The sequence below is a fragment of the Anaerospora sp. genome, assembly GCF_032013335.1.
GTDB lineage: Bacteria > Bacillota > Negativicutes > Sporomusales > DSM-15969 > Anaerospora.
The window spans coordinates 17553-30098 of record NZ_DALZUO010000020.1 but is presented as its reverse complement, the minus strand read 5'-3'; the positions used below and the strand labels follow the sequence as shown (position 1 = coordinate 30098).

Below are 12546 nucleotides of genomic sequence, written 5' to 3'. Positions count from 1 at the left end.
TTATTTCAGGAGGTAGCTAGTGAAACGCAACGATTTACGTAATGTCGCAATTATTGCTCACGTTGACCATGGCAAAACAACATTGGTTGATGCCATGCTCAGACAAAGTAATGTTTTCCGTGCAAACGAACATGTAGCAGAACGGGTTATGGACTCCAATGATTTGGAGCGTGAACGGGGAATTACCATTCTGTCCAAGAACACGGCAGTCATGCATAACGGCGTTAAAATCAACATTGTTGATACACCGGGACATGCTGACTTTGGCGGTGAAGTAGAACGGGTACTCAATATGGTTGACGGAGTACTATTGCTGGTAGATGCATTTGAAGGGCCTATGCCGCAAACCAAATATGTACTACGCAAGGCTCTCGAGCAAAACCTAAAAGCAATTGTAGTCATTAATAAAATTGACCGCCCTGATCAACGGGTGGATGATGTTTATGATGAGGTTTTAGAGTTGTTCATGGAGCTGGAAGCCAATGATGATCAGCTTGATTTCCCGGTAGTTTTGGCAGCTGCCCGCGATGGCATCGCAAAACTGAAAATGGATGATGAAAGTACCAACTTGGAGCCATTATTTAAATTGTTGATCGATTCAATTCCTGCTCCTCACGGGGACATAGACGGGCCATTGCAAATTATGGTTACCACGCTGGACTATGATGAGTATGTAGGCCGCGTTGCTATCGGACGTATCATGCGGGGGTCGGTAAGCAGTGGCCAAATGGTTGCTGTACTCAATGGAGCTACTGAAACCAAGGTGCGGATAGGCCGACTGTATACGTATGAAGGCTTAAAACGGGTAGAAGCGAAGGAAGCCGCTTTCGGTGATATTGTAGCAATCATCGGCCTGAACGATGTGAATATCGGCGATACCATTGCTGATCCGGAACGGCCTGAGGCATTACCGGCAATTAATATTGATGAACCAACCTTGTCAATGATTTTTAGTGTAAATAACAGTCCTTTTGCCGGCAGGGAAGGTCAATTCGTTACCTCCCGTCATTTACGGGACCGTCTGTTCCGTGAAGTGCAGACAAATGTCAGCATGAGCGTTACCGAAACGGATAGTGCGGATTCCTTTGAAGTAGCGGGCCGCGGTGAATTGCACTTGGCAATATTGATTGAAACAATGCGCCGGGAAGGCTATGAATTCCAAGTAGGCAAACCTAAAGTTATTAATCGTGAGATTAATGGCAAGAAATGCGAGCCATTGGAATTACTGACCATTGACGTGCCTCAGGAATTTATGGGCGCAGTTATGGAATCATTGGGAACCCGTCGGGCTGAACTGATCAATATGATAGAACTTGCTGGCTACTTGCGGATGGAGTTTGTTGTTCCTGCCCGCGGTCTGATCGGTTTCCGTTCTGAGTTCTTAACGAATACAAAAGGCAACGGTATCATGCATCATGTTTTCCATGGTTATGCACCGTTTAAAGGCGATATTCCCGGACGTACACGGGGAGCTTTAGTAGCTTTTGAAGATGGAGAAACTACGGCTTATGGAATTAACAGCGTACAAGATCGCGGTGTGATCTTTATTTCTCCTGTTCAGTCAGTGTATGCCGGCATGGTAGTGGGCGAAAATGCACGGGAACTGGATATGGATGTTAATCCTTGCAAGAAGAAGCATGTTACTAACATGCGCTCCAGCTCGGCCGATGAGGCGGTTCGCCTGACTCCTCCCAGAATACTCAGTCTTGAACAGGCGTTGGAATGGATCAACGATGATGAGCTGGTTGAAGTAACACCGAAGAGTATTCGTTTACGGAAGGCGATTTTAGATAGAAATCTGCGTGCCCGGGAACGGAAGAACAACAGTGTAGGTTAATTTTCTTTTTCAAACAAGGCAAGCCTGGCGATTCGCCGGAAGCTTGCCTTGTTTTTTAGTAAATTCTTTGTACAAACTTGTCTGGGCTGCACGTTTTTTATTTTTTTTAGCAAAATATCTGTAAGAACTAAAAAATATGGAAGGTAAATTTCATTGTCTGTCGAATATTTGCCAAATAATGGTGAATTTGTTTGTGTGGAGGCGAGTTTATGGCCTATGGTTTGATTGATAAACTAACTAATTTTCTAATGCCTGTAGAAGGTGCTGCTGATTTTGAGCAGGTTAATATCCGTGAACGGAAAGCTCAGTTGCGCGTGCATGTGCCTACAGCGCTGAAGATTTTTATCGCTACGCCACGCAATGAAGATGAAGTCCGCCTCTTGGCCGATTGCTTAAAGAATAATATGGCTGTTTTGGTCAATTATGAATACGTTGATCAGCAGCTTTTGCAAGGAATTCACGATTTTCTGAGTGGTGTGGCCTTTGTAATTGATGGCAGTGCAGAACGTATTTCAGACAATATCTATATGTATCTTCCTCAATATGCACAAATTGAAAAGCAGTTGTTTGCTGTATCCATACCTACCTACGTAAAGAAAAAAGGATAATAAATCAGCAGACAGACGATTGAGAATAAAGAGAGACCATGAACCGGAAACGGTTCATGGTCTCTTATGCTATCGGGAATGCTAGAGAAAAAAGTGCAGGATGTTTTTGCTTTTTTGTCGAATCACGTTTTTGAGGTGAAGTAAACTGTTTACATTATCGACAATTAAACTACAGCATAAAATTATGCTGCATAGTGTTATTATGGTTTTTTTAGTGTTGATTACCGCAGGTTTATTAATAGCGCAAAATGTAAGTATGAATGTTCAAAGCAGCACTGCCGATAAAGCAATGTCCATTGCCCAGGTTGTCGCTCGGGTACCTCATGTGCAGCAGGCACTGCTATCGGATAATCCGTCTGAGACTCTGCAGCCATTTGCTGAACGCTGGCGTGTCGCAACAGATGCGGCTTTTATTGTAATCAGTAATATGGAGGCAATTCGGTTTTCGTATCCCATACCTGAAAAAATAGGAACACCGATGGCTAATTTATATCGTGATCCTGTTTTACAGGGGAACGAATATGTTTATATCGGTAAGGGGAGTCTGGAGCCTTCATTGAGGGCTAATGTACCTATTTTTCACCCCGATACGGGACTGCAAATCGGCTTTGTTTCTGTTGGTTATTACTTAAAAGACATCAACGAAACCTTTATGGAAAGCTTTAAGCAAATACTCTTTGCCCTGTTCGTGGGACTAATGTTCAGTGTAGCCGGTGCCGTATATCTTTCTGGTAATGTAAAAAAAGCCATATTTGGATTGGAACCTTATGAAATAGCAACAATACTAAAGGAAAGAACCGCTACACTGGAGGCGATCCGTGAGGGTGTGGTGGCAGTTGATGTTGAGGGGCGAATCCGGCTGGTGAATAATGAGGCCGCCAAGGTTTTAGGCATTGAGGAGCAGGCTGTCATTGGCAAGCAGGTTGATGATCTGATTCCCCGCAGCGGGCTTAACGAAGTCATTAGGAGCGGTAGCGCTATTTATGATGAGGAGCACTATGTTGGCAATACGATTATTTTAGCAAATAGCGTGCCGATAATTGTTGATCAGAAAGTAAGCGGGGCAGTTATTACATTCAGAGACCGGACAGAAGTGAATCGTATGGCAGAGGCCCTCACCGGAGTTCATAGTTTTGTTGATATTTTACGAGCGCAAACACACGAATTTAAAAATAAAATGCATACTATCAGCGGGCTTATTCAGCTTGGACAATATGACGAGGCTATTCGCTTTGCGACAGATGGCAATATCAGCAGGCAAGGGTTATTCAATCAGCTGAACGGCCGGATACGTGATTCCGTTATATTTGGTTTGTTATTGGGAAAAGCCAGTGTAATGCGTGAGAAGGGCATTGAGTTCTCCATTGATGCAGAAAGCTATTTAGAGGAGCTGCCCATTCATGTGACAAGCGGCGATATCGTATTGGTGCTGGGCAATTTACTGCAGAATGCAATCGAAGCATTAGCAAATACAGAAGAAAAACTCATTTACGTCAGTATTCTACAGGATGTGGCAGAGCTTACCATCCTAGTGCAGAACTCAGGACCATGGATAGATAAAGATGTGGCAGCAACAATTTTTCAAATGGGCGTAACCACAAAACCTGATGGCGGAGGACTAGGGCTCGCATTAGTTTCGGAAAAACTGCAGTTAATAGGAGGTTCAATTGTGCAAAGCAATTTGCCTCTGGGCGGGGTCCAATTTGCGGTCACAATACCGTATAGTCAAGGATGGTAATATGAGAAATATTCATGTGCTAATCATAGAAGATGATGTGATGGTAGCCGAAATTAATAAAAAATATACAGAAGCAGTAGAAGGTTATCAAGTTGTCGGTTTAGTTTATAACGGCAGTGAAGCGGTAGAGCAAATCAATAAGACCAGGCCGGATGTAGTTATTCTCGATAATTATCTGCCGGAAACGAATGGAGTGGACATATTGCATGCTTTACGCAGTCAGGATGAGCCCGTTGATATCATCATGATTACTGCCGCCGATGATGTTCAAACCGTCAATAAAGCGATCCGGCAAGGTGTAGTGGCCTATATTACCAAACCGTTTAAATTTGAACGGTACCGCGCGGTGCTGGAAGCTTACCGTGACAACCGATTTAAGGTAAAGGAAAAAGAACGGTTTAATCAGGATGAGATAGATGAACTGATCGCTGTCGGCAGCGGCCGTATAACTCAGGAGCCAGGCGAAATGCCTAAAAATTTTAACAGCCAGACAAGAGACTTAATTATTAATTTTCTGGTAAGTCAGGACGAAGCGGCATCAGCAGAGCAAGTTGCGGCAACGGTCGGTGTTTCGCGCGTGACTGCACGCCGTTATTTGGAATATATGCTTGATCAGGGGCAGGTAGTAAGGACCATGGACTATTTAACTGTTGGCAGGCCGGTGCACCGGTTTAAATTAAAACGAATCTAGGAGTGTCTAAAGTCTTATGAATACGTTTAGGGAAGTAACATTGCAAGAGGTTCTGGATAGCAGAGAATACCGGGCAGAGGCGCAGCGTGAGATGCGCTTGAAGTATTCTGCGCAGGGAGACGCATTGATTAGTCTGACGGTTAACATGCCGGGGAGCCGAAAATATACCGGCGACACAGTTCAGCTGGTCTATTTTGCGCTTCGTGAACTGCAGCTGAGATTCGCCGAGCACGAATTCCTGTTGAGTGAAGAACGGATTTTTCATTGGAATACCGGCCCGGTTGTGCTTGTCTCAGTTCGTGGAGATGCTCATCAGTGTAAAAAAATAGCCATTGAAATTGAAAAGGAGTTCAAATCCGGTCGACTGCTTGATATTGATGTATTTGACTCACAGGGAAACTTAATCAGCAGAGATGGTTATCAGCTTCCTCGCCGCTCCTGTATGGTTTGCGAGCGGCCGGCAGTGGAATGTGTTCGCTCCCAGGCGCACCAGTCCGAAGAGGTAATGAGCGCTGTTAAGGAGCTGCTAGTATCGTTTTACAGCGAGCAAACGCAGGTTGTTCCGGAAAAGGTTGTATATATTGCTTCAAAGGCCTTAGAGGCAATGCTGGCGGAAGTAGCCTGCTCACCTGCTCCAGGCTTGGTCGACCGCTTCAATTCCGGTGCTCATCGCGATATGGATTTTTTTACTTTTATTCACAGCAGCAGTGCTTTGGTTTCATCGCTGCTTCGCTGTACGCTGGCTGGTTGGAATCATACCGGTGAAAGCACTGCGTTGTTGCCTGTCCTGAGAAAAATCGGTCAAGATGGGGAAAGGGCAATGTTTGCCGCCACAAAGGGCGTAAATACACAAAAGGGCTTGCTTTTCCTTCTGGGAATTGCAACAGCAGCTACTGCCCATCATATGCGCAAAATGGGTAATTCCGCTTCCGTTGAAGGTATTTTGCAAACAGTTGCTGCGATGTGTCAGGGGCTTGTATCACAGGAATTGGCCCCGCTGCAGCAAATAAAACCGGACCGTAAATTGACAGCAGGAGAACGACTGTTTCTTGCCTATGGTATTACTGGTATACGAGGCGAACTTGAGTCTGGTTTAACTATTCTGGTTACAACTGCTCTTCCCCGCCTGGAGCAGGCATTAGCAGCAGGTTTGTCTGTAAATGATGCCATGGTGGATACGTTGATTGCCCTGATTGCTTCAACTCAGGATACGACAATTTTGAATAGACACAATTTGCAGGTGCTGTCCAGTGTTCAGCAGCAAGCGGCCGGTATCCTTGGCTGCGGGGGGATGATGACTGATAAGGGGCGGCAGTTGATTAGTGAGTGGGATGAAGCTTTGATTCAAAAGAATATTAGTCCTGGAGGGGCGGCAGATCTGTTAGCCGCTGCGTACTATTTTTACTGCATTAAAAATTATCTGCATTCAGCGCAGGAATAAGCCGGCAGTATCTGCAGACATACATAATATTGATAATAATGGTAATAGTTAAAGGCGTACAGGAATATAATTCAAGTGAAGTCGTAGTTTTGGATATTAGGCAGGCTGTGAGGTGTTTTGTATGAAATCATTATTCAAAACCAAGATATCCAGATTTGGCTCGCTTCTGAGTCTTGTAACGTTGACGGCTATGCTGATGTTGTTTGCGTTGGCGTTACCTGAATTCCTGACTTCTGCTGCGGGTCGCATATTTGCCGGTATTTGGGCGCTGCTAAGCATTATCGTATGCTTAGCTCATTCCACCCGCTTATCTGGAGAACGTCGACAGAGGTTCTACTTTCCTGGCTTCGATGAAAGAAAATCCCGGGATGGTAAAAGAAATCGAATGGCACGGGCAATACGAGGGTAGCACGGGTAGTTTTCTATAGGCCGGGACACAAATGGCACTAGTTTTTGCCGTTTGTGTTCCGGTTTTTTTATGTAGTAAAGCATTTGTTTTTTACCAGGCTCTATATGTTCTCTTAATATGCAAGTGGAGAGGAATATGCAGTTTTATAGCGAAAATAATCGAATAGAGGTTAGTTTAAGGGAGATTTACTCATGGATAATTTCGTTCACCTCCATGTACACACGGAGTATAGTTTGCTTGATGGTGCCAGCCGAATCAAAGATTTAATCACCCGGACCAAAGAGCTGGGCATGCCGGCTATTGCAATAACCGATCACGGTTGCATGTATGGTGCTGTCGATTTTTATAAACAAGCGTTAAAGCAGGGGATTAAGCCGATTATCGGCTGCGAAGTATATATAGCGCCCCGCTCCCGGATGGAGAAAAGTGCTGGAGCGGATACAGAAGCCTATTATCATCTTGTATTACTAGCAGAAAATGAAAAAGGATACCGGAATCTAATTGAATTGGTATCGAGGGGCTACACAGAGGGTTTTTACTACAAACCCCGTATTGACCGGGAAATACTCAGGACCTATAGCGAAGGTCTCATTGGCTTAAGTGCCTGTATCGCCGGGGAAGTTCCGGCGGCGTTTTTAAAAGGAGATGCGGCGGGGGCGCGGGCAATCGCTGAGGAGTACTGCGACATACTTGGCAAAGACAACTTCTTTCTTGAACTGCAGGATCATGGAATGGAGGAAGAAAAGCGGGTTAACGTCCAGTTAATTGAATTAGCTGGAGAACTAGGCATTGGTTTGGTTGCGACAAATGATTTGCACTACGTTCGCCAGGAAGATGCGGAAAGCCATGATGTGTTGTTATGTATTCAGATGGGTAAAACAGTTGACGAAGAAAATCGGATGCGGTTTCCCTCGAATGAGTTTTACCTAAAAAGTACGGCAGAAATGGAGAAGCTTTTTGACGCCTATCCGGAGGCATTAGCCAATACACTGCGTATTGCAGAACGCTGTAATGTCGCTTTTGAGTTTGGTGTCCTCCACTTGCCTGAATTCCCAGTTCCGCAAGGACAAAATGCTCAGGCGTATTTACGTCAGCTATGCGAAGAAAAGCTTCTCTGGCGTTACCGTGAAATTACGCAAGAGATTCAGGATCGGTTGGAATATGAGCTAGCTGTTATTGAGAAAATGGGCTATTCCAGCTATTTTCTGATTGTATGGGACTTTGTAAATTACTCCCGTGAGCAGAAGATTCCGGTTGGCCCGGGACGGGGATCGGCAGCTGGCAGCCTTGTATCTTATCTTTTAGGAATTACCAGTATTGATCCTTTGCAATATGGTCTATTGTTTGAGCGCTTTTTAAATCCTGACCGGGTTACCATGCCGGATATCGATATTGATTTTTGTTATGAGCGGCGCAGCAAAATTATTGAATATGTTTCTGCCCGGTATGGTGCGGATCGGGTAGCCCAGATTATCACATTTGGTACAATGGCGGCCAAAGCGGCTATTCGCGACGTTGGACGGGCGCTGAATATGACGTATAGTGATGTAGACCGTATCGCTAAGCTGGTGCCTAATGAATTGGGAATTACGTTAAAACGCAGTCTGGAGATCAGCAAAGAATTAAAACAGAGCTATGATAGTGAACCGCTGATTAAGAGGCTGCTTGATTTTGCAATGGCAGTGGAAGGCCTGCCGCGCCATGCGTCCACGCATGCTGCAGGGCTGGTTATATCCAAATATCCATTAACACAGCATGTTCCGCTGCAAAATTCGGCTGAGGGCTTTCTGACTACTCAATTTGACAAAGACAGAATTGAAGAAATTGGCCTGCTCAAAATGGATTTGCTCGGACTCAGAACATTGACGGTTATTGGCGATGCTCTGGAGCTTATCCGCAAAAATCGCGGAATTACAATTGATATTGAAAAAATTCCGCTTGATGACAGCACGGCTTGCTTAATGCTGGCACATGGTGAGACTGCCGGTGTTTTTCAAATGGAGTCGTCTGGTATGACCAACTTGGTAAAAGAGCTGAAACCGGAGCATTTTAATGATCTCATTCCTCTGGTAGCTCTATACCGGCCTGGCCCTCTCGGCAGTGGCATGGTTGCTGATTTTATTGCGGGCCGGCATGGTAAAAAAGAAATACAATATTTGCATCCGATACTGGAATCGGTTTTAAAAGATACCTTTGGCGTGATATTGTACCAGGAGCAAGTTATGCAGATTGCGTCGCTCATGGGTGGTTTTACGCTTGGCCAGGCGGATTTGCTGCGGCGGGCGATGGGGAAAAAAAAGCATGATGTCCTAGTTGCTCAGCAGGATGCCTTTTTGCAAGGGGCAGCTGCCCAAAATATTGACCGCAAGATTGCCCAGGAAATTTTTGACCTTATGATTCACTTTGGTGATTATGGGTTTAACAAATCACATAGCGCCGCTTATGCGTTAGTAGCCTATCAAACGGCCTGGCTCAAGGCTCATTACCGGCCAGAGTTTATGGCCGCTCTTCTGACCAGTGTTATGGGCGTAAATGATAAAATCGGTTTTTACATTGAAGAATGCCGTCGCATGGGAATTGCCGTGCTGCCACCGGATATCAATGCGAGTGGTACGGGATTCACAGTAGATGGACAGGATATCCGCTTTGGATTGGCGGGCGTTAAGAATGTCGGGGCAAATGCTATTGCCAGTATTATGGCAGTACGGGAAGAAGCCGGTAAGTTTACTTCAATTATTGATTTTTGCAGCCGTGTAGATATGCGGCTTGCTAATAAACGTGTTATTGAAAGCTTAATTAAATGCGGTGCTTTTGATTCATTGGGGAAGAAAAGGTCGCAGCTCTTGGCCGTACTGGAACAAGCCGTTGATATGGCTGCTCTGCGGAGAAGGGATTTATCAAGTGGTCAGCTAGGGTTATTCGGAGAAGATACGGTAGAGGCGGCTGACGTAATCTATCCGGATATTCCTGAATTGTTACAGGAAAACATTTTGGCAATGGAAAAAGAAATTATTGGCTTTTATGTAACAGGGCATCCGCTTGATCGCTTTCGTGAAAAAATGCAAAGCCTTACTCCGATTGAAAAATTGTCTTCCGGAGATAACACGGAAGGACAACCGGTTCGTATTGGTGGTTTAATTGCTGCTGCTAAGCGGCTGACAACGAAGACCGGTGACATGATGTGCTTTGTTACGTTGGAGGATTTTACCGGTCAAATTGAAGTTATCGTTTTCCCAAGGGTCTTTAACAAGGTAAGCCGTCTGCTGGCTCCTGATATGGCAGTAATTATTGCGGGCCGCCTGTCAGTAAATGAGGAAGGCAGTAAAGTCCTTGTGCAGGACATTAAACCGTTAGATACCGTTGAAAATGCAGTACGTATCCGGATTGAGAAAAAAAATGAAACAACGGAAATTATTGAGAAGCTTCAACAAGTGTTGACTGCTAATCGTGGTAAATCAACCGTTTACTTTTGCTTAAGCAGTACTGGAAGAGTAATAAAGACAGAGTCCCGGTACTGGATTGATCCTTCGCAAAAAGCGCTGGAGGAGATCGAGACATTATTGGGAAAAGAAACAGTCAGCATCTGTTGATGCTGACTGTTTTTATCGATCAGGTAGCTTTACATGCCTTGTTGGATCACTTTAAAAAACCGAGCGACAGCATTGCTGCCCCTTCGCGGAGATATTGTTTTGCTGTCAAGTAAGCGTTGTTCGCCATAGGAGCGGGAGCCCCGCTGGCATTCATCCCAATACTGTGAGCCAGCACTAACGAACGTCTGATATGGGATGAGTTCGAGACAATAATGGCTTTTGTCAGCCCTGCCTGTTTCATAATTGCATAAGAGTTAACCAAGTTTTGATACGTATTAAACGATGCATCCTCCAATAGTATGTGATCAGCTGAGATCCCTTGGAGGATGAGGTAGTCGCGCATGGCGGCCGCTTCACTGACCTCTTCATCCGATCCCCGGGCACCGCTCACAATGATAAAGGGAGCGTAGCCTGCGCGGTAGAGGCGGATCGCTTCGTCGAGACGTAAGCGCAGCATGGTGCTTGGTTCCGTACCAATTAATTTTGCTCCGAGCACTATAATTACATCTCCAGGCTCTGGTGCCGAGAACTGGCCGACTGCAATAATCGGAATTTCAACAACGATGAACACCAAAAGGGTGAGAGCCAGAATGTAGCGGCGTATTTTTTTCGAAGTTATCATAAGCACCTCCTGGGCAAAAAACAGACACCGCTTATTATTATACCAGCGTGTGGATAAGAGTGCTACAAATAACCACGGTTTAGCAAAAGTTGATAAAAGAAAAAAAAGCCTGCGTACTTTTCAAAAAAGTACACAGGCTTTTTTATAGGTTTATAGAATACCGGTAATAGAATGGAAGATAATGACTGCAAAAACCATTGCGGTTTTGATGCAGGTAATCGCAAAAATATCACGGTATGAATCGCGGTGTGTTAATCCGCATACTGCAAGCAGGGTGATAACCGCACCATTGTGTGGCAGGGTGTCCATACCACCGGAAGCCATGGAGGCTACACGATGCAGAATTTCAGGGGACATGCCGATTTGGTTAGCCCATGCCAGCCAGTCTTTTGCCATTAAGTCAAGGGCGATTGACATACCGCCGGAAGCGGAACCGGTAATACCAGCCAGTGTGGTAACGCTGACTGCTTCGGAAACAAGCGGTGAACCGCCAACCTTAATACCCAGTAAAGCGCCTGAAATGGCTTTAAAGCCGCTAAGTGAAGCGATAACGTTGCCGTAACCAACTTCGGAAGCTGTATTCATGATAGCCAGAAGAGATCCGATTGCACCGGCGTTAAGCGATTTTGCCAAGCCGCCTTGGGGAAGACGGGAGAATCCAAGGGCAATTGCCAAAAGGATACCGCAAACAAGTGCAATAATGAGAGCCCAGATACTAACTACATTTTTTACTGCAGCAGCAGTAAGCGGGAGTTTCATTGCCAGGAAAGGTTGTAGTATAGTAGGGTCCCAGCTGAAACGGGTCATAATAAAGTTAACGACAAGAACGGTCAGGAGCGGCAGCATTGCAACCTGCCAGGAAGGAAGGGTTCCTTCGTTGGTTTTTACTTCTGGTTCGTTAAGCGTGTGTGCGCCATAACCTTCGCCGGCAGCAGCAGCAGCTTTACGTTGTTTTTCCATATACCACATACCAATGAAATAAATGGCGATACCACCGAGCAGACCGCATATTGGTGCAGCATAGCCGTTAGTGCCAAAGAAATTGGTAGGGATCAGATTTTGTATTTGGGGTGTGCCGGGGAAAGAGTCCATTGTTGCGGTAAAAGCACCTAATGCAATGGTACCGGGTAGAAGGCGTTTGGGAATATCGGCTTCTCTAAATAAAGCAGCGGCAAAAGGATATACTGCAAATACTACTACGAAGAGGCTTACGCCGCCATACGTTAGGACCGAAGCAGAGAGAACAACTGCTAATATGGCCCGCTCTTTGCCTAATCCTTTAATAATGGAGTGGGCGATACCTTTAGCTAAACCGGTATCTTCCATCACTTTTCCGAAAACAGCACCTAACATAAATACGGGGAAGAATGATTTTACGTAGGTAACTGCTTTAGCCATGAATAATTCAGTGTAGGCAGGCATGAGGGACAGACCCGACATTGAAGCTGCCAGTAGAGCGAAGACAGGAGCAAATAGAATAACGGAAAAGCCACGATAGGCAAAGAACATTAACAAAAACAAACTAAGAAGAATGCCAATAACTTCCATTGATGAACTACCTCCTATAAAATAATTTTGATATAAGGCCTAAACTAAGAAATGTGAATCCA

At 45.1% G+C, this 12546-nt stretch carries 9 protein-coding genes; 7 read left to right on the top strand and 2 right to left on the bottom strand.

The features are described 5' to 3' along the window. Positions 1-19 precede the first annotated feature (19 nt). From typA to RTR76_RS14870, 7 genes are all read left to right on the top strand, one after another. Positions 20-1837 (top strand): translational GTPase TypA, encoded by a 1818-nt coding sequence (typA, locus tag RTR76_RS14900; protein WP_312522001.1) that lies wholly within the window; start codon positions 20-22, stop codon positions 1835-1837. A gap of 209 nt (positions 1838-2046) precedes the next feature. Continuing rightward, positions 2047-2445, top strand: coding sequence for a cell division protein SepF (locus tag RTR76_RS14895; RefSeq protein ID WP_312521998.1), 399 nt, complete (start codon positions 2047-2049; stop codon positions 2443-2445). 184 nt (positions 2446-2629) lie between these two features. Further along, a complete protein-coding gene (locus tag RTR76_RS14890) occupies positions 2630-4183 on the top strand; it encodes a sensor histidine kinase (RefSeq protein ID WP_312521997.1) in 1554 nt (517 codons plus the stop codon). A gap of 1 nt (position 4184) precedes the next feature. Next, positions 4185-4874 (top strand): response regulator, encoded by a 690-nt coding sequence (locus RTR76_RS14885; RefSeq protein WP_312521995.1) that lies wholly within the window; start codon positions 4185-4187, stop codon positions 4872-4874. Between the two features lie 16 nt (positions 4875-4890). Beyond that, a complete protein-coding gene (gene citG / locus RTR76_RS14880; RefSeq protein ID WP_312521993.1) occupies positions 4891-6315 on the top strand; it encodes a triphosphoribosyl-dephospho-CoA synthase CitG in 1425 nt (474 codons plus the stop codon). Positions 6316-6436: 121 nt separating this feature from the next. After that, the gene (locus RTR76_RS14875) at positions 6437-6724 is read left to right on the top strand and encodes a hypothetical protein (RefSeq protein ID WP_312521991.1); all 288 of its coding nucleotides are present in this window, start codon (positions 6437-6439) and stop codon (positions 6722-6724) included. A 191-nt stretch (positions 6725-6915) separates the two neighbouring features. Beyond that, positions 6916-10314, top strand: a complete 3399-nt coding sequence (locus RTR76_RS14870; protein ID WP_312521989.1) for a DNA polymerase III subunit alpha — start codon at positions 6916-6918, stop codon at positions 10312-10314. A gap of 46 nt (positions 10315-10360) precedes the next feature. Here the strand turns inward: RTR76_RS14870 and RTR76_RS14865 are convergent, their stop codons facing one another. Both RTR76_RS14865 and RTR76_RS14860 read right to left on the bottom strand, forming a co-directional pair. Next, positions 10361-10936 (bottom strand): YdcF family protein, encoded by a 576-nt coding sequence (locus tag RTR76_RS14865; RefSeq protein ID WP_312521987.1) that lies wholly within the window; start codon positions 10934-10936, stop codon positions 10361-10363. Positions 10937-11086: 150 nt separating this feature from the next. Beyond that, entirely contained in the window at positions 11087-12484 is a 1398-nt protein-coding gene (locus RTR76_RS14860) for a GntP family permease (protein ID WP_312521985.1), read from the bottom strand. Positions 12485-12546 lie beyond the last annotated feature (62 nt).

Bases quoted from the DNA above. Each gene is read 5' to 3' on its own strand.
- RTR76_RS14895 (WP_312521998.1), top strand. From the start codon at position 2,047: ATGGCCTATGGTTTGATTGATAAACTAACTAATTTTCTAATGCCTGTA.
- RTR76_RS14890 (WP_312521997.1), top strand. From the start codon at position 2,630: ATGCTGCATAGTGTTATTATGGTTTTTTTAGTGTTGATTACCGCAGGT.
- RTR76_RS14885 (WP_312521995.1), top strand. From the start codon at position 4,185: ATGAGAAATATTCATGTGCTAATCATAGAAGATGATGTGATGGTAGCC.
- citG (WP_312521993.1), top strand. From the start codon at position 4,891: ATGAATACGTTTAGGGAAGTAACATTGCAAGAGGTTCTGGATAGCAGA.
- RTR76_RS14875 (WP_312521991.1), top strand. From the start codon at position 6,437: ATGAAATCATTATTCAAAACCAAGATATCCAGATTTGGCTCGCTTCTG.
- RTR76_RS14870 (WP_312521989.1), top strand. From the start codon at position 6,916: ATGGATAATTTCGTTCACCTCCATGTACACACGGAGTATAGTTTGCTT.
- RTR76_RS14865 (WP_312521987.1), bottom strand. From the start codon at position 10,936: ATGATAACTTCGAAAAAAATACGCCGCTACATTCTGGCTCTCACCCTT.
- RTR76_RS14860 (WP_312521985.1), bottom strand. From the start codon at position 12,484: ATGGAAGTTATTGGCATTCTTCTTAGTTTGTTTTTGTTAATGTTCTTT.